At 37.7% G+C, this 24,809-nt stretch carries 23 protein-coding genes; 10 read left to right on the forward strand and 13 right to left on the reverse strand.

Annotated elements, in window-relative coordinates; translation table 11 throughout:
• Position 1 precedes the first annotated feature (1 nt).
• On the forward strand, positions 2-1,366 hold the full coding sequence (gene accC, locus ACSC97_RS01580) for an acetyl-CoA carboxylase biotin carboxylase subunit (RefSeq protein WP_436658972.1): 1,365 nt from the start codon (positions 2-4) through the stop codon (positions 1,364-1,366).
• Positions 1,367-1,415: 49 nt separating this feature from the next.
• Here the strand turns inward: accC and ACSC97_RS01585 are convergent, their stop codons facing one another.
• Entirely contained in the window at positions 1,416-1,892 is a 477-nt protein-coding gene (locus ACSC97_RS01585; RefSeq protein ID WP_004915526.1) for a hypothetical protein, read from the reverse strand.
• Positions 1,893-2,096: 204 nt separating this feature from the next.
• On the opposite strand from ACSC97_RS01585, the gene ACSC97_RS01590 reads away from it, so the two are divergent.
• A complete protein-coding gene (locus ACSC97_RS01590; RefSeq protein ID WP_436658974.1) occupies positions 2,097-3,587 on the forward strand; it encodes an amidase in 1,491 nt (496 codons plus the stop codon).
• A 1-nt stretch (position 3,588) separates the two neighbouring features.
• Here ACSC97_RS01590 and ACSC97_RS01595 read toward each other — a convergent pair whose 3' ends face one another.
• On the reverse strand, positions 3,589-4,761 hold the full coding sequence (locus ACSC97_RS01595) for an MFS transporter (RefSeq protein WP_436658976.1): 1,173 nt from the start codon (positions 4,759-4,761) through the stop codon (positions 3,589-3,591).
• Between the two features lie 180 nt (positions 4,762-4,941).
• Positions 4,942-6,330, reverse strand: coding sequence for an amino acid permease (locus tag ACSC97_RS01600; RefSeq protein WP_004954630.1), 1,389 nt, complete (start codon positions 6,328-6,330; stop codon positions 4,942-4,944).
• 355 nt (positions 6,331-6,685) lie between these two features.
• Between ACSC97_RS01600 and fahA the strand changes: the two genes are divergently transcribed.
• The 4 genes from fahA to ACSC97_RS01620 all read left to right on the forward strand — a co-directional run bounded on the left by fahA (position 6,686) and on the right by ACSC97_RS01620 (position 10,278).
• Positions 6,686-7,993, forward strand: a complete 1,308-nt coding sequence (fahA, locus tag ACSC97_RS01605) for a fumarylacetoacetase (RefSeq protein WP_436658978.1) — start codon at positions 6,686-6,688, stop codon at positions 7,991-7,993.
• The gene (maiA, locus tag ACSC97_RS01610) at positions 7,980-8,612 is read left to right on the forward strand and encodes a maleylacetoacetate isomerase (protein ID WP_436658980.1); all 633 of its coding nucleotides are present in this window, start codon (positions 7,980-7,982) and stop codon (positions 8,610-8,612) included. Before fahA ends, maiA begins: the two co-directional genes overlap by 14 nt.
• Before the next feature lie 19 nt (positions 8,613-8,631).
• Positions 8,632-9,180 carry a VOC family protein gene (locus ACSC97_RS01615; protein ID WP_004954640.1) on the forward strand — a complete coding sequence of 183 codons (549 nt, stop codon included), beginning with the start codon at positions 8,632-8,634 and terminating at the stop codon, positions 9,178-9,180.
• Between the two features lie 318 nt (positions 9,181-9,498).
• On the forward strand, positions 9,499-10,278 hold the full coding sequence (locus ACSC97_RS01620) for an IclR family transcriptional regulator (protein ID WP_125318121.1): 780 nt from the start codon (positions 9,499-9,501) through the stop codon (positions 10,276-10,278).
• A 50-nt stretch (positions 10,279-10,328) separates the two neighbouring features.
• On the opposite strand, the gene hppD is transcribed toward ACSC97_RS01620, so the two are convergent.
• Entirely contained in the window at positions 10,329-11,384 is a 1,056-nt protein-coding gene (gene hppD / locus ACSC97_RS01625; RefSeq protein ID WP_004954650.1) for a 4-hydroxyphenylpyruvate dioxygenase, read from the reverse strand.
• 512 nt (positions 11,385-11,896) lie between these two features.
• On the opposite strand from hppD, the gene ACSC97_RS01630 reads away from it, so the two are divergent.
• Complete coding sequence (locus tag ACSC97_RS01630; RefSeq protein ID WP_436658983.1) at positions 11,897-13,567, forward strand: FMN-binding glutamate synthase family protein; 1,671 nt, start codon at positions 11,897-11,899, stop codon at positions 13,565-13,567.
• A gap of 46 nt (positions 13,568-13,613) precedes the next feature.
• Here ACSC97_RS01630 and ACSC97_RS01635 read toward each other — a convergent pair whose 3' ends face one another.
• The 7 genes from ACSC97_RS01635 to ACSC97_RS01665 form a co-directional block, all read right to left on the reverse strand.
• Positions 13,614-14,252 carry a hypothetical protein gene (locus ACSC97_RS01635; protein ID WP_436658985.1) on the reverse strand — a complete coding sequence of 213 codons (639 nt, stop codon included), beginning with the start codon at positions 14,250-14,252 and terminating at the stop codon, positions 13,614-13,616.
• A 17-nt stretch (positions 14,253-14,269) separates the two neighbouring features.
• Positions 14,270-14,998, reverse strand: coding sequence for a hypothetical protein (locus ACSC97_RS01640; protein WP_436658987.1), 729 nt, complete (start codon positions 14,996-14,998; stop codon positions 14,270-14,272).
• 46 nt (positions 14,999-15,044) lie between these two features.
• Positions 15,045-15,569: a DUF4124 domain-containing protein gene (locus ACSC97_RS01645; RefSeq protein ID WP_125298631.1), complete on the reverse strand. Its 525-nt coding sequence runs from the start codon at positions 15,567-15,569 to the stop codon at positions 15,045-15,047.
• A gap of 81 nt (positions 15,570-15,650) precedes the next feature.
• Entirely contained in the window at positions 15,651-16,679 is a 1,029-nt protein-coding gene (locus tag ACSC97_RS01650; protein ID WP_004954660.1) for an alpha/beta hydrolase, read from the reverse strand.
• The gene (locus ACSC97_RS01655) at positions 16,679-17,815 is read right to left on the reverse strand and encodes a YdcF family protein (protein WP_436658990.1); all 1,137 of its coding nucleotides are present in this window, start codon (positions 17,813-17,815) and stop codon (positions 16,679-16,681) included. The genes ACSC97_RS01650 and ACSC97_RS01655 overlap by 1 nt, the downstream gene beginning before the upstream one ends.
• A 7-nt stretch (positions 17,816-17,822) precedes the next feature.
• Entirely contained in the window at positions 17,823-18,869 is a 1,047-nt protein-coding gene (gene murB, locus ACSC97_RS01660) for a UDP-N-acetylmuramate dehydrogenase (RefSeq protein WP_336948861.1), read from the reverse strand.
• 4 nt (positions 18,870-18,873) lie between these two features.
• Positions 18,874-19,386, reverse strand: a complete 513-nt coding sequence (locus tag ACSC97_RS01665; RefSeq protein ID WP_004954667.1) for a low molecular weight protein-tyrosine-phosphatase — start codon at positions 19,384-19,386, stop codon at positions 18,874-18,876.
• A 117-nt stretch (positions 19,387-19,503) separates the two neighbouring features.
• Here ACSC97_RS01665 and ACSC97_RS01670 point away from each other — a divergent pair, with 117 nt between their 5' ends.
• Positions 19,504-20,664 carry an iron-containing alcohol dehydrogenase gene (locus tag ACSC97_RS01670; RefSeq protein WP_004954669.1) on the forward strand — a complete coding sequence of 387 codons (1,161 nt, stop codon included), beginning with the start codon at positions 19,504-19,506 and terminating at the stop codon, positions 20,662-20,664.
• Entirely contained in the window at positions 20,661-21,101 is a 441-nt protein-coding gene (locus tag ACSC97_RS01675; RefSeq protein WP_039047860.1) for an acyl-CoA thioesterase, read from the forward strand. Before ACSC97_RS01670 ends, ACSC97_RS01675 begins: the two co-directional genes overlap by 4 nt.
• Before the next feature lie 39 nt (positions 21,102-21,140).
• Here the strand turns inward: ACSC97_RS01675 and dnaX are convergent, their stop codons facing one another.
• Entirely contained in the window at positions 21,141-23,162 is a 2,022-nt protein-coding gene (gene dnaX, locus ACSC97_RS01680; protein ID WP_436658993.1) for a DNA polymerase III subunit gamma/tau, read from the reverse strand.
• 197 nt (positions 23,163-23,359) lie between these two features.
• Here dnaX and ACSC97_RS01685 point away from each other — a divergent pair, with 197 nt between their 5' ends.
• Positions 23,360-24,520: a JmjC domain-containing protein gene (locus tag ACSC97_RS01685; RefSeq protein ID WP_436658998.1), complete on the forward strand. Its 1,161-nt coding sequence runs from the start codon at positions 23,360-23,362 to the stop codon at positions 24,518-24,520.
• Between the two features lie 118 nt (positions 24,521-24,638).
• Here ACSC97_RS01685 and ACSC97_RS01690 read toward each other — a convergent pair.
• Positions 24,639-24,809, reverse strand: a 171-nt coding sequence (locus ACSC97_RS01690) for a transposase (protein ID WP_436659000.1), incomplete at its 5' end; no start/stop codon positions are given.

A 24,809-nucleotide genomic window follows, 5' to 3' on the forward strand; every position in this document is an offset into this window, starting at 1 on the left:
TATGTTGCAGAAAGTATTAATTGCAAACCGTGGTGAAATCGCCTTACGAATAACTCGGGCTTGTAAAACACTTGGTATTAAAACTGTCGGTATCTATTCAGACGCAGATAAAGATTTAATGCATTTACGCTTTGTCGATGAAGCTGTATGTATTGGACCAGGTACAAGTAGCGAAAGCTATCTGAATATTCCTGCAATTATTACTGCCGCAGAAATTACAGGTGCTGATGCGATTCACCCTGGTTATGGCTTCTTGTCAGAAAATGCTGAATTCGCAGAAATTGTTGAAAACTCAGGCTTCATTTTCATTGGTCCTCGACCTGAGCATATTCGTTTGATGGGGAATAAAGTCTCCGCGATTATTGCAATGAAAAAAGCTGGCGTACCTACTGTTCCTGGCTGTGATCACGCTGTTACCATTCACAATGCATTGGCTGAAGCACGCGAGATCGGTTTCCCATTGATTGTGAAAGCGGCAGCTGGCGGTGGTGGTCGTGGTATGCGTATTGTTGAACGTGTCGACACATTACTTGAGTCTGTTCAAGCCGCTCAACGTGATGCTGAGATGTGGTTTGGCGACGATACAGTTTATATGGAACGTTTCCTGCAAAAGCCTCGTCATGTTGAAGTACAAGTACTAGGTGATGGTAATGGTCATGCGATTCATCTATATGATCGTGACTGTTCATTGCAACGTCGCCATCAGAAGGTTCTAGAAGAAGCACCTGCTCCAAACTTACCTGAACAAGCGCGTGCGGATATTCTTGAAGCTTGTGTAAATGCTTGTAAGTTAATGCAATATCGTGGTGCTGGGACATTTGAGTTCTTGTTTGAAGATGGTGAATTCTTCTTTATCGAGATGAATACACGCGTTCAAGTGGAACACCCTGTTACTGAAATGGTGACTGGAATTGATATCATTGAACAACAACTTCGAATTGCTGCAGGTCTTGGCCTAGATATTGAACAGCATGAAGTTGAAGTGAAAGGTCATGCGATCGAATGCCGTATCAATGCAGAGGATCCAACTACATTCCTACCATCACCTGGTAAAATTGAAAGTTTTTATGCACCAGGCGGCGCAGGAATTCGCTTAGATTCTCATATTTATCAGGGTTATAGCATTCCACCATACTATGACTCGATGATTGCAAAACTAATTTCATATGGCAAAGACCGTGAAACATCTTTAGCTCGTATGCGTCAAGCACTTGATGAAATGATTTTGACAGGCATCAAAACCAATATTCCATTACACAAAGATTTAATCTTAAAAGATAAAAACTTTTGTGAACAAGCAATGGATATTCACTATTTAGAAAAACATTTGTTAAAGCAGCTTGAACCGCGAGCTGAGAAAGCATAATAAAAAAGCCTCTTAGGAAATTAAGAGGCTTTTTTATATCAACTACAAATTATGGCAACACACGACGCAAGGTCGCAAAACACTTCTCACCTTTCTCATTAGCACAGAAATCAATCGTATGTTCGTTTGACCATTTCACGAAGTATTGAGAAACCTCACCTGTCTGATCCTGTTTTTGTCCTGAGCAATCAGTTTCGTTATTGTCATATTTGATTTGCAAAATTAAAGCTGGTAATCGTTCTTTGTGATCTTCTGAAGGTTGATAATCATATAAGCCATATGACCACTCATTACCACTTTTAATCACAACATCGCTCATTCCTCGAAAATTGTAGTATTCGGTACACTTCTTATTATTTGGAATTTCCATTCCCCACAACCCCATAATTTCAGGACGAGTAGTTACACGGATTGCATTTGCTTTTGCAGCTTGTTGTACCGTTGTTGCTTTATCAGTTACGACTGTATCCGCCATAGTCCATGTCGAGCAAGCCCATAATAATCCAATAATATAAATATTTTTCATAGATTTAATAAAGTCGTCATCTTAACGTCGCATAGGCTTAACTTAGCATATTTTTATTTAAAATCACCCAATCATAACCATATAAACACAATATTTTTTATATGGATTTTATTTGATTGTTATCCGATTTATTTCGGGTATTCTAGATATTTAAAAAATAGATATTGTTTACTTTATAAAGAGTTAGCTTTAGGGATAAAAGCCATGAATTTTTCTGAATATGTACAATATGATGGTCTCGGACTAGCCGCATTAGTCAAAAATAAAGAGATCCATGCTTCTGAACTTTTGAAGATTGCATTAGAGCGTAATGAAAAGGTAAATCCTAAACTTAATGCCATTATCATTCCAATGTATGAACAAGCCAAACAACGCGCTCAGCAAGAGCGTCACGGGGCGTTTGCTGGTGTTCCCTTTTTAGTTAAAGACTTATTTCAAGAATACCAAGGTGTTCCAACGTCATATGGAAGCAATTCACTAAAGAAGTTCAACTATACGCCTGACTTTAATGCAGAAATTATCAATCGTTGGGAAAATGCGGGGATTATCACTTTTGGTCGCACGAATACCCCAGAGTTCGGAATCAAAGGAATTACTGAACCTGAAGCTTGGGGTGCATGCCGAAATCCATGGAACTTAAAACATAATAGCGGCGGCTCATCGGGAGGGTCTGCTTCTGCTGTAGCAGCAGGAATTGTTCCTATTGCTGGTGCTGGTGATGGTGGTGGATCTATTCGCATTCCTGCATCCTATTGTGGACTATTTGGATTAAAACCGAGCCGAGGACGAACTCCTTGGGGACCTCAATACAGTGAAGCGATGCATGGTGCTGCAATGCAGCATGTTTTGTCTAAATCAGTCCGAGATAGCGCAGCAATGCTTGATGCTGTACATGGGCCAGAACAAAGCTCTCTGTTTAGGATTCAATCACCTGAACAAAAATATATAGATATTATTCAACAAGCTCCTAAGAAATTAAGAATTGCTTTTAATACCCAATCCCCAATCGGAACCAAGGTATCGAAAGATGCGATTCAAGCCGTTGAACATACAGCAAAACTATTAGAATCACTTGGGCATATTGTTGTTGAAGATCGACCACAAATTAATGGACTTGAACTCGCAAAAGATTTTATTACTACATGGTTCAGTCAATTCTCATACATGCAAGCACAGATCAAATTAATGTCGGATACCACCGATGATGATTTCGAACTTGATTCGGTGGCTTTAGCAGCGTTTGGAGCAAAAACGAGTGCAACCGAATATATTCATACTTTAAATAATTGGGGAAGCTACAGTACACAGATGAACTTGTTCTTTGAGCAATATGATCTGTATCTAACCCCCTCAACAGCATCTGTTGCTCCTAAAAATGGAGAAATTGTTACTCCTGCTTGGCAGAAGCCGATTTTAAAAGCTTTGCTCAAAGTCGGAAAAGCACATTATTTAGCACAAGGAAAACTCGTCGATAAAATGGTTCAGGATAATTTGAGCTGGGTTCCATTTACTCAATTAGCAAATGTCACGGGCTTACCTGCTATGTCCGTGCCGCTATATTGGAATAAAAATGGTTTGCCTTTAGGAAGTCAATTTATTGCGCCTTTCGGACGTGAAGATCAATTACTGCAGCTGGCAGCACAATTAGAACAAGCACAGCCTTGGATGCCTCAGTATCAAAATATTAAAATTTAAATTAACTTTTGGCTGCTGTTTCCACCCGATTCGGCAGCCAATAGATCAGCAATAATCCGAATAACACGACTACACTTGCATATAAAAAAATTGTTGCGCCAGTTAATTGTTGCCAATAATGCCCTGCCAGTAAACTTCCTGAAGCTACTCCAAGTCCCCACATCGTACTGTATAGTGCCTGCCCGCGACCTTGTTGCTCAGGTGAAAAGTTTTGGAAAATCACTTTCATTGCAATTAAATGGAATAAACCAAAACTAAATGCATGAAGACATTGAGCTAGAAACTGCCCGAAATAATTGGTTGTAAGAACACCAACCAAAAACCAGCGCAAACTGGTCAAAATTAGACACACTGCCACTAATGAACGCCATGAAAACCGTGTGAAGAACAACTTTTGCGCTACAGCAAACATCACAATCTCAGCGATCACACCTGCTGCCCATAAACTGCCAATTTGAGTCGTGCTAAATCCTATTTCTTTTAAGAAATTACTGTAAAAGCTATAAAAAGGTGCCTGAGAAAACAGTAAGATAAACTCAATCGTAAAAAACGCTGCAACGGTCGGCTTTTTTAATACAGGAATGAGTGACTCTAATTTCCTTTGTGAGCTCGGCGCATGTATAGGCTCTTTAATACTAAAAGACCATAAAAATGCAAGAAATGAAACAGTTAAAAGCAAAATCGGCAACATAGAAATTGGAATAATTTCCAACAACGCACCAATCACAAAAACACCTACAATAAAACCGACAGAGCCCCACTTCCTTACTTTTCCATATAGTTCCGCTCTTTTTTCACCCAACCAAAATAAAGTGACACCCTCAAATTGAGCCAAGATCGCATTTTGAAAAAAACTAAAGATCAGCATCAGCAAAGCAACGGATTGAAAACTGTTTGGAATCACAAAAATTGCAAACCAAATACAAGCTTCCATCCAAGTTGCAATGCGAACCAATAGCATTCGCTTACCAGACTTATCAGCGATCCATCCCCAGATTAATGGCGCAAAAAAACGCGTAATAATTGCGATAGAAGACAAAATCCCAATTTCTTGATAATTAAAGCCTTGGTCTTGTAAATACAAGTTCCAATACGGCATGAATGTTCCAACTATCGAATAGTAAAACAGATAGAAACCACCCAGTCGGGTTTGAATGTTTAAAGACTGGAACAATGCAAATGCCTTTTGCTATTTAACGATTGAAATGAACAACTAGCATGTTCATTTTATAAGGCTCAAATTTTAACGTATTTCTGCTTAATAGATGTAACAACTCTAACTGGAAAATATACAAATAAAAAAAGGACCGAAAATTCATTCAGTCCTTTTTTAATTCATTATGAAACGTACTATTTAAACATCTGGATTCAAAACCACATTTGGTTCAGCATTGCGCAATTTACGCAACTTCACTGCATACGCAAGCATTAGACATAAAATCCATGCAGGTATCATCATCACTGCGATACGCATATCTGCTGTCAGTGACATGACCACCAAGATACCCAACATAAATACGATGCACAAATAGTTACTGAATGGATATGCAATACTTGGGAATTTAGTTGTTTCACCTTGCGCCAGCATAGCTTTACGGAATTTTAAATGTGTCCATGAAATAACAATCCAGTTGATCACAATCGCTGCAACCACAAGCATCATCAATAAACCAAATGCTTTTTCAGGGAAAATATAATTCAAGATCACGCATAATACTGTTACGAATGCTGAAACCAATACGGCGTTTGTTGGAATACCATTTTTATTGATTTTCTTTAAGAACTTCGGTGCATTACCTTGCTGAGCCAAACCCAATAACATACGGCTGCTGCAATAGCTTGTACCGTTATAAACAGACACTGCTGCAGTCAAAATAACGAAATTGAGCATCGTAGCTACGCCTTGACTATCCAATGACGCAAATACCATGACGAATGGGCTACCGCCTTCTGCCATTTGGTTCCAAGGGAATAATGCAAAAAGTACAAAAAGCGTCGCAATATAGAAAATCAGAATTCGATAGATAATTTGATTCACCGCTTTTGGCAATGTTTTATCTGGATCACGAGCTTCAGCAGCTGTGATACCGAACAATTCAATTCCACCGAATGCGAAGATAATCACAGCCATTGCCATTACTAAACCTTCAACGCCAAATGGGAAAAATCCACCCAGAGCCCAAAGGTTACTAATGCCAGCTTGAGGTCCTGCTGTACCTGTGGCTAACAAATAAGATCCAAAGCCAATCATTGCTAAAATAGCTAGAATTTTGACGATAGAGAACCAGAACTCCATTTCACCAAAAAGCTTAACATGCAATAAATTGATACCGTTAATTAAAAGGAAAAACACCAGTGCGGATGCCCATGTCGGAATTTCTGGCCACCAATATTGGATATAAAGTCCAATCGCACTTAATTCAGCCATACAAACTAAAATATTGAGTACCCAATAGTTCCATCCCGACATAAAGCCAGCAAATGAACCCCAGTACTTATAAGCAAAATGACTGAATGAACCACTTACAGGTTCTTGTACAACCATTTCACCTAATTGTCGCATCATCAAAAAAGCAATAAATCCAGCAATTGCATACCCCAGGATGACTGATGGTCCTGCTAGCTTGATTGATTGTGAGATCCCAAGAAACAATCCTGTACCAATTGCACCACCAAGTGCAATAAGTTGGATATGCCGATTGCTTAAACCGTGTTTCAGGTTTCCTTGCTCAAGTTTTGACATATGATTATTCTCATCCTTGTCACGTAATTTTCTTGTATTAAATTACGTATATCATAAATTAATCACTATTGCCTATATGAAATCGAAAAATATTTAATCTACTTTTCTCGTAAGTGCGCATCTAAGCAGAAAATCAAAGAAATAACAATAATTATGAAATAAGTAATTAAATTATGTATTGCGTAATTATAATTTTTAAGTATGATGGAAGATATTCAGCAAACTTTAGTAGTTTGATTAAGACTCAAAATTCATTAAAAACACTTCTATATCTATGTTTTTAATAATATTAATCAAACTCAAATGCATTTTTTTAGCTACGACATAGCAAAATTAAAGACAAGGAAAGTAGATGATGGCTCAAAAACTTACTTCATTTATTGAAATTGACCCTCAATCAGATTTCACAATTCATAATTTACCTTACGGTATTTTTAGTAAAACACCTGAGGGTGAAAAGCATGTCGGTGTAGCAATCGGTGATTGGGTACTTGATTTGGCAGAGCTTGCTGAACAAGGGTTATTAGAAATTAATGGAAAAGAAAATTATTTTAATCAACCAACTTTGAATAAGTTTATCGAATCAGGTAAAAGTTCGTGGCAATCCGTACGTAAAGCTTTACAAGCTCTTTTATCTGCTGCGAATCCATTATTACGAGATAATGCTGAACTTAAAGAACGTGTCTTAATCAAACAAGATAACGTTATTTTACATTTACCTATTCATGTACCAGGTTATACAGATTTCTACTCATCTAAAGAACATGCAACCAATGTAGGTACCATGTTCCGTGATCCTAAAAATGCACTACTACCTAATTGGAGCGAGCTTCCAGTCGGTTACAATGGCCGTGCAAGCTCAGTGATTGTGAGTGGTACGGATATCGTTCGCCCTTCAGGACAAATCAAGTTACCTAATGACGAACGCCCTATTTTTTCTGCGACTCGTAAACTTGATTTCGAATTAGAAACGGCATTTATCGTCGGAAAACCTACACAGCTCGGTCAACCGATTGCAATCGAAAATGCTTGGGATCATATCTTTGGTATGGTTTTACTCAACGACTGGTCTGCACGAGATATCCAACAATGGGAGTATGTACCGTTAGGACCTTTTAACGCAAAAACCTTTGCGAGTGCGATTTCACCATGGGTTGTGACGATGGAAGCACTTGAACCGTTTAAAGTCAAAGGACCTGTTCAAGAGCCAAAACCGCTTTGCTATTTACAAGAGAATGTTGCAAATAGTTTTGACATCAAACTCAGTGTAGAAGTTCAAAGTCCCCGCTCAAAAGAAACAGACCTCATTTGTGAGACTAACTTTAAATACATGTATTGGTCGATGGCTCAACAACTGACACATCACACTATTGCAGGGTGTAATGTTCAAGTTGGTGATTTGATGGGTTCTGGCACAATCTCAGGACCGACTGAGAATTCATATGGCAGTTTGCTCGAATTAACATGGAATACAACTAAACCTCTAACGCTTTCAAACGGAGAAAAACGCGGATTCCTTGAAGATGGTGATCGCGTCATCATGAAAGGTTACTGTGAGAAAGATGGCATTCGTGTTGGTTTTGGTCATGTTGAGAATACGATATTAGCCGCACATACATTTGCGTTCGCTGAGCATGAGGTTGAACAGTATGAAACTGTATAGTTATTTTCGTAGTTCAGCAGCGTTCAGAGTCCGTATTGCATTGAATCTAAAAGGTTTGAGCTACGAGACTGAAGCAATTCATTTAGTTAAAAATGAACAACGCAGTACTGAATATCAAGCTTTAAATCCAAGCTGTCTTGTACCTACACTTGTAGACGAAGACCAAGCATTTTTACAATCTTTGAGTATTTTGGAATATTTGGAAGAGCGCTATCCAGATACTAGCTTACTTCCAAAAAACTTAATTAAACGCGCAAAAGTTCGTGCTTTTTCACAAGCCATTGCATCGGATATTCACCCATTAAATAACTTAAGGGTTTTGAAATATTTACAAAATGAGCTTGATTTAAACGATGAACAAAAAAGTCATTGGTATAAGCACTGGATTTTAGAAGGCTTCCATAGTCTCGAAGCACAGTTGCAAGCTTCCAATGGAAAGTTCTGCTTTGGTGAGCGTCCTAGCTTTGCAGATTGCTGCTTAATACCACAAGTTTACAATGCCAAGCGTTTTAAAGTTGATCTTACGGCATTTCCAAAAATCGAATCAATTTATCAATATTGCCTGACACTACCAGCTTTTCTTCATGCTGCGCCAGAACAACAAGCAGATTGGGAATAAGGATAAAAGGAGTTTAATGATGACATTCCAAATTAAAAAAATTCATCACGTTGCTTATCGTTGTAAAGACGCAAAAGAAACCGTGGATTGGTATAAACAGATGCTCAATATGGACTTCATCCTAGCATTCGCAGAAGACCACGTCCCTTCGACTAAAGCTTTTGATCCTTATATGCATTTATTTTTGGATGCAGGACAAGGCAATGTATTAGCATTTTTTGAATTGCCTACTCAACCTGAAATGGGACGTGATGAAAACACGCCACAATGGGTTCAACATATCGCATTCGAAGTTGAAGACCAAGCAACTTTATTACGTGCTAAAGAGCACTTAGAAGCAAATGGTGTCAAAGTTTTAGGTGTAACGAATCATGGTATTTTCCATTCGATTTATTTCTTTGATCCAAACGGACATCGTTTAGAGTTAACTTATAACGATGTACACGCCGATGCAAAAATTGCCCGTATCACAGAAGAAATGAAAGTCGAGATGCTTGAGGAATGGAGTCGTACCAAACGTGCGCCACACCATACACATTTCTTACATGAGGAAGAATTAGGCGCATAAAAATTTGATAGGTATATTCTGATCAAACTCTGAATGACCTAAATAGACATCTAATCGGTATTGAGAGAAGTGCTCAATGCCGATTTTTAATGCATAAAATGAGTAAATTTAATTCATTTAATGTCATGCTATCATCTTGAAAATCAAATATGATCTACGCTCAAACCACTGTATGCTTATACAATTCTTTAATTTGAGTCATTTAAAAAGATGATTTCAATTTTGCATCATGCTCAGGCATTATTTAATCGAAATTCTGATGTATTTATACAGATTTGACCATTACTGCTAGATAAAATTTAAATGAAGGGTTGTTGGATGATTGAAGAAAAATTATCTGGTGGGGTTCAATCGCTTGAAGTCGGTTTATCCGTATTAAACGCGCTGTTAGAACATAATAAACCGATTATTTTAAAGGATTTATCAACTAAGCTTGATATGCATCCTGCTAAAGTTCACCGCTATTTAGTAAGCTTAATTCGTATGAATTATGCGAAACAGCTTGAAGATGGTCAATACGCTCTAGGCGATCAAGCATGGCGTTTAGGTTTGAGTTGCATTCAACATACTGATGTTTTGCAATTAGTTCAGCACTTGATCTATAACCTTCAAAGTAAAATTGGTTGTGGTATCCAAATCAGTAAATGGTCGCCTCAGGGGCCACTGGTTGTACAGTCAATTGAATCTAACCATCCCATTTCAATCGTAACCAAAGTCGGTTCAATCATGCCATTAGTCAATTCGGCAGCGGGTCGAGTTTTTGCTTCTTATTTACCTGAAGCTGTGGTGAAACCATTAATGGATGCAGAATGGACTAAAGCTGCACTGAACCACTATGCAATCAAACCACAAACATGGAATGATTTTTTAGTTTTGAAAGACAAGATTTTGCATCATGGAATGGCGATCGCTCAAGGAGATTTACTTGTTGGGATCAATGCCGTTGGCTTACCTATTTTCAATGCTCAACGAGCGATGGAATTTTGTATTGTGGCACTAGACAGTGAAATGTTTCTACCGCTACACGAAGGCAGTGAAAAACTTGAACTGTTTAAGAATGAAGTCGCAGCAATTAATCAATTCATTCAAACTAGATAGTAAAAAAAGCCAAGAATTTGATTCTTGGCTTTTTTGTTCATAGCAGCAAATTACTTCGCTTCTAATACACCACGGCGAATTTGATCACGTTCAATCGATTCAAATAAAGCCTTGAAGTTACCCTCACCAAAGCCATCATCATCTTTACGTTGAATAAATTCAAAGAACACTGGCCCAAGCATATTTTGCGAGAAAATCTGAAGAAGTAGTTTCTTCTGACCGTCTTTGGTGTTGCCATCGAGCAAAATACCACGCTTTTTCAACTCTTCAGTTGGCTCACCATGCTCTGGTAAACGCTCTTTCAACATCTCGTAATACGTTTCAGGTGGAGGAGTCATGAACTCAAGACCAAGCCCTTTCAACTTATCCCACGTAGAAAGTAAATCATCTGTAATAAATGCGATGTGTTGAATACCTTCACCATTAAAATCAGCGAGGAATTCAGCGATTTGACCATTTCCTTTATCTGAATCTTCATTTAAAGGGATACGAATCATACCATCTGGTGCTGTCAATGCTTTAGAAGTAAGACCTGTGTATTCGCCTTTAATATCGAAATAACGAATCTCTTGGAAGTTGAAAATCTTTTCATAGAAATTCGCCCAATACTCCATACGTCCTTTGTAAACATTATGAGTTAAATGGTCGATTTCATTGAGACCTGCACCCTTTGGATTTTTCTCAACATCATCAAAGAATACAAAATCGTTTTCGTAAATATCACGATCTACAAGGAAGATTGGCATACCACCAATTCCTTTAATCGCAGGAATATTGAGTTCCATTGGACCTGCTTGTGAATACATCGGTTCTGCACCAAGTTCGATTGCTTTCTTGAAAGCTTTGGCTGCATCACGAGTTCTGAAACCCATCGCACATGCTGATGGTCCATGCTCTTTATAAAAGAATGAAGCATAAGATTCAGGCTGATAATTCAAAATAATATTGATATTACCTTGGCGCCATAAATAAACTTTTTTAGATTTATGCTTTGCGACTTTGGAAAAGCCTATTGTTTCAAAGATTTGATCTAATCCATTTTCCGTCGAAACAAACTCAATAAAAGCAAATCCACATAGCTCTAATGGGTTATCTAAAATGTCCATCTAGTTTCCCTTATTTAGATAAATTCATCCGTTTTTAATACTGTACAACATGTTTTGTTAATTTTCGGTTGCAATAACTACCTTTAACAAATCATGTGAACTATCGATCAAAGAGTTGGATAGATAGAATTCTTTTCAATCATCCATGTTCTTTTCACGTTCCTAAAACTAGCCAGAACAACACAAAATTGTTTTGGTTTTCTACGATGAATTAATGCTACAAGAAAGCTTTAATTTATGCAATACATAATTAAATTATGTTATATGTAATTTTTATGCTTTTTTCAGTACTAATAAATGATTTAAAATCATTTCGATCTACTTAAAATGCTACGAGCTGGTGATACTTTTTCACATCAAAACATCCTTAAGAAGTTTCAAAGCGTAAAATTTGATGGAATATTAAAACATTCTAGAGAACAATTCTCATATCTAACAATTCATTACTTGAGGTCATAATCAGTTCTTGGCATGGTGCTATTATTAAAAATGATTAAAAGGCATGATTGTTTATGGCTAGCCCAGCCCAAGCGATAAGACATAAATTACTCAATACATTCTTCTCTAGACATTCGATTTGGTTTCTTTGCATATTTATTGCACTTAGCATTACGTGGTTTAAAACAATCTACACGCCACATAGTATTTACTACTTCATTTCTGACACTTTATTAAATGGCTTATGGTTGGTTACGAGCATGTTAAGTATGGTTGGATTGTATGATTTACTTCAAAAAAAACATGCCATTTTAAGAAACTACCCAATCATTGGTCATTTTCGTTTCTTTTTCGAAGATGTCCGCCCTGAAATTCGCCAATACTTTATAGAAGCGGATCAGGATGCCTTACCTTTTTCTCGTATGCAGCGAAGTTTGGTTTATCAACGTGCAAAAAATGAAAATGCTGATAAGCCCTTTGGTTCAATTATCGATGTATATGAGCCAAACTATAGATTTATTGTACATTCGATTGCGCCGTGCCCACCTGCAGATACAGAAACATTTCGTGTACTGATTGGAAATAACCAATGTAAACAGCCATATAGTGCTTCCATCATGAATATTTCCGCTATGAGTTTTGGTAGCTTAAGCGCAAATGCCATTAGAGCCTTAAACAAAGGTGCCAAATTGGGTAAGTTTTATCATGATACAGGTGAAGGCAGTCTCAGCCCTTATCATCTAGAACATGGTGGTGATATCGTTTGGCAAATTGCTAGCGGTTATTTCGGTTGTAGAACAGCGGAAGGACTTTTCGATCCTGAAAAATTTGCTCAACAAGCTAAAAATCCTAAAATCAAAATGATCGAGTTGAAACTATCTCAAGGTGCTAAGCCTGGGCATGGTGGTATATTACCCAAGCATAAAATCACAGAAGAAATTGCACAAATACGTGGAGTTTCAAGAGAACATGATTGTATCTCGCCTGCGAAGCATCCTAGTTTTAATACGCCTATTGAGATGATGCATTTCATACAAAAGTTAAGAGATTTATCAGGTGGTAAGCCTGTCGGTTTTAAACTTTGTATCGGTCAACCATGGCAGTTCATGGGTATTGTTAAGGCCATGTTGGAAACTAAAATTGTTCCTGATTTTATAGTAGTTGATGGTTCAGAAGGTGGAACAGGTGCAGCACCGATTGAATTTAGTGATTATATTGGCACACCCTTAAGAGAAGGATTGCGATTTGTTCATAATACTCTTGTAGGCGCAGGTCTACGCAGCCAAGTTAAAGTTGGTGCCAGTGGAAAAATCATTAGTGCTTTTGACATTGCAAGTACATTTGCTTTAGGTGCAGACTGGGTCAATTCTGCACGCGGTTTTATGTTCGCTGTTGGTTGTATTCAAGCTCAAAGTTGCCATACCAACCAATGTCCAGTCGGAGTTGCAACGCAAGATAAAGATCGCCAGAAGGCAATTGATGTTCCAAGTAAAGCTGAACGAGTGTTTAACTTCCACAAAAATACATTGCATGCATTATCAGAAATGATCGCTGCGGCAGGACTCAAACATCCATCAGATATCAAAGCACATCATCTCGCTCAGCGTATGAATGATCGTGAAATCAAAAATTATGCACAGATTCATTTCTTCTTAAAAGAAAATGAATTACTACAAGCTGATTTAAACGATGATGAGAATTTCTATTATCGTATGTGGAAATTGGCTAATGCAAAAAGTTTCTAACGAAATTGAGCCACTCTTTGAGTGGCCCAAGTTTAAAAAATATGGTTTAGCGGCTAACTAATCGATATATGGCAAAAATTGGAATCATCAAAATCACAAGGAATTTTAAATAATACGTCCAACTATAAAGACTACCCTTACCCTGCCAAATTTGAACTTCTACAGATTGAAACTGAATATTCGATGCCTCCATCAATTCAGCATGAACATCGTAGTGAACACCATTACTCTGTTCACTGATGGAAAATGGATCTGAACTGGCAATTAACAGTACAGGTTCATTCATCTCATACTTATGTTTATCATCTGATTGAAAGATTTGCGGTTGATATCCATTAGAAGTTTCACTCTGGACTCCTCCTATCCACTTTAAATTGACCTCACCTTCATTTGGTGCAATACCGTTAGCAACTATCACAAACCGATAAGGATTCTTATTCGATTCCCCAAGAAAACCAATAGCAACACTTGGACGATCAAACGTATCTTTGGGTTTATTAATAACAGCTTGATTTAGCTGCTCTAGTTCACTAGATGTCAGACGCACTGAATTAACCAATGCTTCACCATATTCCCCCACCTTTGGTTCATGCGTTGTTTTACCACATGCCACCAATCCTACAAGAATAAATACAACAGCTAGAAACTTTAAACTTGTCTGTTTAAGAAATAAATTTTTAATCATTTTTATCTACAATCTTATTAAAAAATGCCTACAGAAATATGCTTATCTAAAAACCAGCGTATCACAGGACCTTGTTGTTCTTGCGGTAGTGAAAGAATGTATTCAAAAGTCCTCACCACAACTTCACATTGTTTATTCTTATCCTCAGCAGTTTCACCTGAATTGATTAAATCTGCTTCAGCACCATAGTCTTGTCTAAGTTTATCAGCAACCTGAGACCATGCCTCTGGCGCTTGCATACGATCAACAACCGAACGCTTTCCATTATGAGTCAATATATAAGTTAATGCTTCCCTAGACTGCTGCTGAGTGTTCTGACTTAATAAAGCTCTGCGTTGTTGCGGTGAAGTTTTACTATATAAAGGGAATGAAATTGGGAAACAATCGCCTTTCCGTTTGGCATCATACAGTTGTTGAAGATAAGCATTCGCCCATAAACGTTGCCCCTCATCATCTGCTTTTTTCTCTATTATTTCTCTAAGCTTCCACCACAATGTACTGCTCACGCTTGCTTCAATCTCATTTACATTTACGACACCATTTGCCGTTTGCTGTATAGATTCATAATCTTTGCTGGCATATTGTTTGAGTGGTTGCAACAAAACGATTTGGTCTAGAATATTCTGTCGTTGCGCAATTGGATTATTTGCATCTTGAGTATTTGCAGGTAGCTCCTGATGAGAGCAACGATTAAGCATAAAAAAAATTATAAAAATAAACCCTATAACAATAAAAACAACTTTCATTGCATATCCCCATATTCTTAGTATCAAAAAATTTGTTGCTAAATATTTAAGTTCGCTTGAATGGACACGTTGAACTTTTTTGGGTGAGTAATGTGTTTGTGATTGCATTACAACTCATATAGATACTACCTTCAGCCGTACATATTCTTGCTGCATACATCTGCCGACTATTCTCGATGATCTGCATCTGTCTACCAGCATAACGCGCTAAGCGTTGTAAGGTATCTATTCGCTGTTTACATTCAGGAAATTGCACAATGCCTCGTTGAAACTCAGAAGACTGATCTATAGCTACCTTAGTTTTATTTAGTGCAGAATCTTGAGTGTAGGCATTTCTTTCATTCTCAGTTGTGCGTTGCCGCTGAAGCTCACTCTTCCTGCAATCATGCTCAAAGCCATTTGAAATCGAGCCCATACACGCCGTTTTTTGAGTAGTTTTCGCAGCACAAGGATGACTTTGATAAGTTGTGCCCTGTGGAGAAACACACTTGTATAGATCTTGAGCAAAAACAGACGTAGAAAAACATAAAAGAATAGAGCTAAAGAAGCTCCAAGATGCACCCCTTATCATGCATACCCCTATGATTTAAATTTTCATATTTTTTATATTGTTAAAAATTGTATCATCTAAATCATTGGTAAAAAAGAAATATTAGTAATAATAATGATTTGGCTTAGCATGTAAAAAAGCTGGAATTAAACCTGTTAATGCAGCACGAATATCTGCACGTTCATTGATTAATTGATGTGAACCTTCTTCTAGCATCAACAAGGTTTGTAGTCTAAATTTACGACGTATATATTCAATGTTATAGCGCCAATCTACAGTTTGATCGAGCGCACCCTGTGCTAGCCAAACAGGAATACGACAAGCTGGACGTTGTTCCATTTCCAACATCCATTTCGACATCGCAAGAATCCAATCCATTCCCATCATTCTTGGTTGCAATGGATCTTTTAAACGCACAAATCGCAAAAATTCAGGATTATGATTATTGCGACGAAAGTGTCGAGGGACTTGGCTTTTTATACGGCGTATAATCCCTAACCCAACAGAGTTATGCCACCAAGCCGTTTTCGCTGGACGTATTAATGGTGATAATAACAATACACGATCAACTATTGGATCTTCACGTCGCTCGGCAAATTCTAATAGATGATGCATCCATATTGCACCGCCAGTACTTTGCCCGATTCCCAACCACGGACGTGGCAATTGTTTTGCATGATGAACTGCATCATAAACAGCATTAAGAACCTGTTGGTAATGATCAAAGTTCTGAATACTAGCAGGTGAACCATTACTTAAACCGTGACCAGGAAGATCATAGGTAATTACACTAAACCCTTGATCCAAGATTTCTTTGATAATCGGTTGGTAAATGCCACTATGTTCTAGATAACCATGTAATAAACACACAGTACCCTGAATTTTTTCTATTTTGGGTTGAAAGACCTGTACATGTAAACGAAACAATGGCATTTCTACATAACCTTGCCAATGCTCACATTCCAACAAATGCAAACCATACAGCTTACGATATGCTTGTAATGGCTTAGTTGGTTCAAAACTTACTGTCAAATCTAGTGGTTCAAGAACTTGAGGGGTGGTTTCTCGATTTGGAATAGGTAAATCAAGTTGCTTTAAGATCGTGGGATTTAGAAATGGAATATTTGACATTATGGTATCTCCCGACAATCACTAGAGCCAAACAACATATCACGAATTGTAGCTAACATCTCATAGTTTGCTCGTCGACTATGATCATAATTTTGCTCACTAGGACGCCATTTCGTTAATTGCGTCGGCATAGGCGCAATCACTGGAACAGTCTCAATACCATTTAATGCAAATAAACGACGTGTGCGAGGCATGTGGTATTCATCCGTGATCAAAAGTACCGTTGGTGCCCCGCCTTTTTTTTGTAATAACAAAGAACTAAACCGAGAGTTTTCGCAGGTATTCATACTTCTTTTTTCAAGTAATTTTGCTTCAATGCCTCGTTCATTTAACCAAGCTTGCATATACGGTGCTTCAACACCACTCAGCACAATCGGCAAATCATATTTTCTCTCTATTTCTAATGTCTTTTCCAAGCGCAAACGAGTGTAATTATTTACCACAATATCTTTGCCATTTGCGCCTAGTGTCAATCCACCCCCCAATACAACAATCGCATAAGGCTCAGAGCTATTTCTTGAAGTCTTAGTCTCAACTTTATTTTTTTTCAACTCGAGCAAATCTGTATTTGTTTGCTCAGCTGAATCCTCAGAAGCAGATAAATCAATAGGATAGCTTTGTAAAAAGTCTAAATACTTTTCCATTTGTATTTTGGTATTGGCTGTATCCGATTGCAAAAAATCGAAAGGTGTACTTGCTGCGCTTGCAGAATTTTCTTGTTCTTGAACCGATGATACTGCCTGAGCTAACAGAGGAATTTCCTGCTTGGGTTCTTCAGCATTTTCTTTTTCTTGCTCTTCTAATATTAACTGTTGCAACACTTTATAACGCGCTTGAATTAGACCCAAATCCTCAGGTTTTTCTGATTGAAAGGTCTTTTCCATAAGCTTTAAATAAGCTTGTCTTGCAATCCATAGATCTGAACCAGGCTCTAAAGTTTCATGCTCACTCAACGCAGCAGATTTTTGGCTTTGTGCTGCAACTTGATTAACTTCTACAGGAACAAAGTAATTTAATCCTTTGACAATTAACTGAGAATAAAATGGTGAATATAAAAAAAGTACAAAACAGCCTAATAGTACAAAAAGTATTGTAAATACTCGTACTAAACTCACCATCCAATGTACTTTCGCCATATTCTCCTCATTCACCGTGTGGTTGGATCAAACCTTGCTCGTCATACAGCACTGGTTCAGGTTCTAAACTTATACTGAATTTTTGCTTTACGTCATGTTGCACGGCTTTATATGCATTTTTTACATCAGTCAAAGTTGCATCAGCATAATTGACTAAAACTAAGGCTTGTTTGTGAAACATTCCAACAGAACCTAATTGTTTACCTTTCCAACCTGTTTGATCGATCAACCATCCAGCGGCAACTTTAACACTACCATTTGCTTGTGGATAATGAGGAATGTTTGGAAATTGTTGTGCAATTTTGTCAAAGCTCATTTGACTGAGAACAGGATTCTTAAAAAAACTCCCCACATTTGGATACTCTTTAGGATCAGGCAACTTACTTTGTCGAATCAAGATAACTTGCTTTTGTAAGTTTTCAGCGCTTTGCTCATCACCAACAGCTTGTTTTAGATCACCATAATTCAGTTTTAAATCAGCTTGTTTCAATAGCTTAAAGGTGACAGCAACGATAATATAACGATTCGGAAAATCTTTAAAAATACTATGTCGATATGCGAATTTACAATCCTCAGAGGAAATAGAGGTAAATTGCCCTAACTCACGATCATAGACTTGAACAGACTCAATAAATTCACCAACTTCAACACCATAAGCACCAATATTTTGTACAGGTGAGGCCCCAACTAACCCAGGAATTAACGCAAGATTTTGTAAACCAAACCATTGCTGCTTTGTTGTATATAAAACGAAATCATGCCAAGACTGCCCTGCACCAACATTTACAGTAACTGTGTGATTATCTTCGCGAACAACCTCAACACCTTGAATATTTAAGTGCAGTACAAGAGCTTGAATATACTGAGGCAACAACATATTGCTCCCTCCAGATAACACTAAAACATTGAGATTATTCTGTTTAGCAAAATCTAAAGCTTCAACGACTTCGTTGGCATGATTGATTTGCACATAGTGTGATGCTGTAGAATCTAAGTTCAGGGTATTCAATGATTTAAGCTGAATGTGCTCTTGTATATGCATATTGTGTTGAATCCTATTACCCTGCACTGATTTGATTTTTTAAAATGTTGACCCAAGCCAAACTACTTGATTCGCACTGATTAAGTACGCGATCAAAGCCTTCCGCTCCCCCATAATAAGGATCAGGTATGGCTTGCCGCGTAAATTGAGGATCATGCTCACTCATTAATGCAATTTTTGAACGTACTTGATTGGAACCAAACTGATAAATTGCCTGAGTCTTCAAGTGTTGCACATCTTTGAAATTCTCATGATCCATTGCCAAGATCAAATCGAAATCAAGAAAATCATTCAATGTAATTTGTCTAGCACGTATAGTCGATAGATCGTAACCGCGTTTACTTGCATGCTGTTGGCTGCGTAAATCTGGAGCTTTATTTGGATGGTAATTGCTAGTTCCAGCAGAATCGACAATCACATCTAAACCATGCACATCACAATAATGTCTGAGAATCGCTTCTGCTGTTGGAGAACGGCAAATATTTCCTAAACAGACACACAACACCTTATATGGCGTTTTGGATGGCATAATCACCTCATTGGTACACTTTAACAAGCGTCTTATGTTAATTTATTTAAGTCCTGAAACCTATAGCCACCACATATAAAAATGTTGTATTTATTATGAAAAAATAAGGATATATGTATGAACCATTTCCAATTTCAAACTGTCCCAAACATCATTGCAGGGCTAGGTTCAATACAAGAGCTAAAAAATGTTCTATCTCAACATCAGTACCATAAAGTTTTATTGGTTACTGATGCTGGCATGTTGCAACATAAACTTCATTTACCGATATTAACCATCTTAGATCAACTTGGTCTGGACTTTGTCATCTATTCAGATATTCAAGCAGATCCCCCTGAACATATCGTGTTAGAAGCTGTGGATTTTGCGCGACAAGAAAAAGTAGATGTTGTGATCGGATTCGGTGGTGGTAGCTCCATGGATGTTGCAAAAATCATCGCTTTACTTGCACATCCGAATCAACAACAAAATTTAGGTGAGATATATGGTATCAACCAAGCAAAATCACCACGTTTAGCACTTATTCTTGTACCTACCACTGCTGGAACAGGCTCTGAAGTCACACCTATTTCTATTGTGACCACTGGCGCTACCACAAAAATGGGCGTTGTTTCCCCAATCCTATACGCAGATGTTGCTATTCTGGATGCAACATTCACTCAAGGTCTACCTGCACACATCACAGCAGCAACAGGTATTGATGCAATGGTGCATGCAATAGAGGCATATACATCAAATATTAAAAAAAATTTCTACGCAGATATGCTGGCAAAGAACGCATTAAAACTCCTCAATCAAAATTTAGCCAAAGTCCTAAAAAATGGTTCAGATATGGAAGCACGCCAAAACATGTTGGTTGGCTCAATGCTTGCGGGACAAGCATTTGCAAACGCACCAGTCGGTGCAGTTCATGCACTTGCCTACCCATTGGGTGGACATTTTCATTTATCACACGGGCATACAAATGCTTTAGTTTTAGTTGAAGTACTTAAATTCAATGCACCTAATGCGAAGCAACACTATGCTGAATTAATGCAATTGCTCGACCCTCGCAGTACAGGTTGTACGGATGGCCTATGTGATCTATTTATCGATCATATGCAAAACCATCTTGACCAAAGCGGTTTAACCTTAAAACTTAATGAATTGAACATTCCAGAAGCTAAACTTCCACAACTTGCCAAGGATGCGATGCTTCAAACAAGACTCTTACAGAACAATCCAAGAGAGATGACTGAACAAGATGCACTCAATATTTATCAGGCGATCTATGCATGAGCAAACCGACTTTAAAACGACGTGACCAATTCAAGTTCTTTTTCCCAATACAAACCCGTTGGGCGGACAATGATATTTATGGACACGTCAATAACGTGACTTATTACAGTTATTTTGACACCGCTGCGAATTCATTACTGATTCAAAAAACAGGTTTCGATATCCATAACAGTGAAATCATAGGTTTAGTGGTGGATTCAGCCTGTAGCTTTCAACAGGAACTTTCTTTCCCAGAAATTATCGAAGTCGGTGTTGCGATTGGCAAAATCGGTAATTCATCGCTCAGATATGAACTTGCAATTTTTAAACAAAATCAGGATGAAGCAGCAGCCCAAGGACATTTTGTGCATGTATTCGTTGACCGTAAAAGCAGAAAAAGTACGGCTATTTCAGTAGAAATGAGAAACGTACTTGAACAATATCAACTTATTAGTTAATAACTAAAGCGATTTTTACTTTAGTTATTACTTTCTGAATTAGGGCTTGAGCTGAACATTGGCTAACTCTGCATCAAAAGTTTCTATCAAACTTTTAATTGTAGGCTCTTGATTGAGTAGTTCCACGGCCCGATCAAATGCTTTTTGTTTCCGTGTTGCTTGCATAACGAAAGGCGTCACGGAATCCATCTTCCTATATTGCACAGAAAATAGCGTATTGATCCATTGCGATTTCAAAGCATCTTCTAATGCATGTTGAAGCTGAGTTAGCATTCCCTCGTATTCTTGAGGAATATGAAATACAGACTTGCCATTAATCTCACCAGTCATTAATCCATGCTGTGCGAGTTCTTGAACAGCAGGTGACAATTCACTATTTCTAAACCAATATTCCCACTTTTCTAAATTCCATTCTCCCTCTAGAGATTGTTCTTTAAGTTTTAAAATGTCTTGAGGAGATAAATTAGATATTGGCTCATTTTCATGGGACTGCTTTGTTGTGGCAATTACTGTGTTGTAAGGCTCAACATCTTCAACAACCGGTGTATTTTCAAACAATTCTAAATCATGAGTTATTTGAGTATTTATATCCAAATCTGAAACTGAAGAATCTTGTGCTGCTTCATCTGGTGATACTGGAAATACAAGAAAATCTTCAGCTTCACTTAAGCCTGAATTTGATACAGGTTTTTCTAAAGGCGATGTTGTTTCTAACCCTATCAACTGACCCTCAGCAGCATCAAATACCATGACACCACTAACCTCAGCAGGTTCAGGTTCAGGTTCAGGTTCAGGTTCAGGTTCAGGTTCAGGTTCAGGTTCAGGTTCAGGTTCAGGTTCAGGTTCAGGTTCAACATTAACCACTTCTGACTGAACAGCAAGTAGGCTCTCAACTTTTACATTTTCTGAGAACTGTTGAGTTTCATTTATCAAAATTTGCGTGGCAGAGGTTGTCGTGACTGTCACTTCGTTTAATTGCATCGGTCTAAATGCGAGCAAACGTAGAACAATCATTTCGAAACCTTGCTCTTGTGTAACAGCAAGTTGAATATCTGAACGACCTTTACATGCAATTTGATAATAAAGTTGTAAATCTTGCGCCGAAATTAATTTTGAAAGTTGCAAAATCTTTCGATTGATTTCTTCACTATATTTCAGAGCCAAATCAGGCAGATATTGTAATAAAGCCAACTCATGCAAGGTAGAAACCAATTGATCTAAGACCAATGATACATCTAGGGCTTGCTGTCTAAATTGCAATAATAGCTGACTGACACGAGCTTGTTGATTCTGATGAATGGCTAAAATCAGATCATAGATAATCGTACGATCAATTAGACCAAGCATTTCTTTAACATCTTGATGATGGACAGCACCCTGACCGTACGCAATCGCTTGATCTGTCAAAGATAATGCGTCACGTAAAGAACCTTGAGCAGACTCAGCAATTTGCCAAATTGCATCTCGATCAGCATTGATACTTTCTTTATCTAAAATTGTTGTTAAATGCGTTGTAATCTCATCGACAGCCAAAGGTCTGAGCGTAAACTGAAGACAACGAGAAATAACTGTAATTGGTAATTTTTGCGGATCAGTTGTCGCAAAAAGAAATTTTACATGTTCTGGCGGCTCTTCTAATGTTTTTAACAATGCATTAAACGAATGCGTCGAAAGCATATGCACTTCATCGATAAGATAAACTTTAAAACGACCTTGTGTTGGTGCATAAGGAACGTTATCAAGCAACTCACGTGTATCTTCAACTTTCGTTCTTGATGCCGCATCAATTTCAATTAAATCAATAAAACGGCCCTCGTTCACAGCTCGACATGTTGCGCAAACTTCACAAGGGGTTGAAGTCACACCTGTCTCACAATTCAAACACTTGGCTAAAATACGTGCAATCGTGGTTTTACCGACACCACGAGTACCTGTAAATAAATAAGCATGATGCAAACGTCCACGTTCTAATGCACTTGTTAAAGCGCGAGAAACATGGTTTTGCCCCACTAACTCATTGAAATTACGTGGACGGTATTTTCTTGCCAGTACTTGATACATGTATGCTCCTTATTGCGTCTTTAGCATACTTTGTTTTTGAAACGCTGTGAATGAATACAAAACTGTTTGATCAAGATTAAATAGTTTGATCATACCCCACGTCTTACTGAGTTAAAACAATCATGCGCATCAAAGCTTGCAACCAAAATCAACTCAAAGGACAATATACATCTTTTGTAGATTTGGCTTTCAATCCTATGTCACACGCTTTAGATGTTTTAGGTGGTATCACCGCAGAACAATTTTTAACTGAATATTGGCAAAAAAAACCGTTATTGGTACGTAATGCCTTACCAGAAATCATAGGATTATTAGAACCAGATGATGTTAAAGAGTTAGCACTTGAAGAGGATGTGAGTGCTCGACTCATTCGACAAAAAAATAAAGATCCAAATGAATGGCATGTCAAATCATCTCCCCTAACCAAAGGTGATTTTCAAAAGCTACCTAATCTTTGGACGATCTTAGTACAAGCTGTAGATCACTATTCTTTTGATGTTGCTGAATTATGGAAAAAATTTCCATTTATTCCACAATGGCGTCGTGATGACATCATGGTGTCTTATGCACCAAGAGGTGGATCTGTAGGTAAACATTTCGATTTTTATGATGTTTTTCTCGTTCAAGGCTATGGACATCGTCGTTGGCAGCTTGGTCAAATGTGTGATGAATCAACTCAATTTATTCCTGATCAACCATTAAAGTTATTGGCTGACATGGATGTTCAGTTTGATGAAATCCTATCTCCTGGTGACTTACTTTACGTTCCACCTGGTCTCGCACACTACGGTGTCGCAGAAGATGACTGTTTAACGTATTCTTTTGGCTTTCGCATGCCAAATCTTTCAGAAATGATTGATCAGGTGAGTGATAAATTTGCTGAAAATGCACTATTAAAAAATCCTTTAGTAGATGTAGCTCGCCAACAAACCGCGAATATCGGTGAAATAAATTCGACTGAATTTTCTTATTTAAAAGCTGAATTATTGAACTACCTCTCTCAAGCACCTGAGTTTGATGCGGCGATTATGTCGTATATGAGTCAGTCAAATTATCCAAATAGCATTCCTGAACCTGATGAAATCGCAGCAGAAGATTTAATTGAAATTATCGGTACAGGTTATCAACTCATGCTTGAACCAGCCTCAAAGCTACTCTACAGAACTCAAGCTGATGGTTTAGATTTTTGGGCAAATGGTGAAAATGTTTGTATTTCCAAGTCATTTGAAAACCAGCTAAAACAAATTGCTGATGGACAAAGCATTGCATTTGATGAAAATCTAAATCAACCAGAATATTTAGAAGATATTGCTGAACTTTTAAATAATGCTGTTGTGATGTTGCTCCCTCCAAATTAATCTATCAGCGCCTCTAGATGAGATTATATTGATCGGAAAAATTCCAAAAGTTTAAATACTTGATTACGATCATATAATTTCTTCTAGAAGGTAAAAATTATTAGACCTCTTGCAAAAATCATTTTTTAACCAACTCCATGTTGTAAATTGCAGCAATTAAATTCAGACGTAAACCAATGCGTTTACGCCTATTTCGATAACGTGTAGCCAGAATTCTAAAGGTCTTTAATTTTCCATTGACGTGTTCAATTCGAATACGACGTTTACTAATTTCCCGATTTATTTGCTT

Origin of the sequence: Acinetobacter sp. P1(2025), from assembly GCF_051390655.1 — a bacterium.
Classification (GTDB): domain Bacteria; phylum Pseudomonadota; class Gammaproteobacteria; order Pseudomonadales; family Moraxellaceae; genus Acinetobacter; species Acinetobacter junii.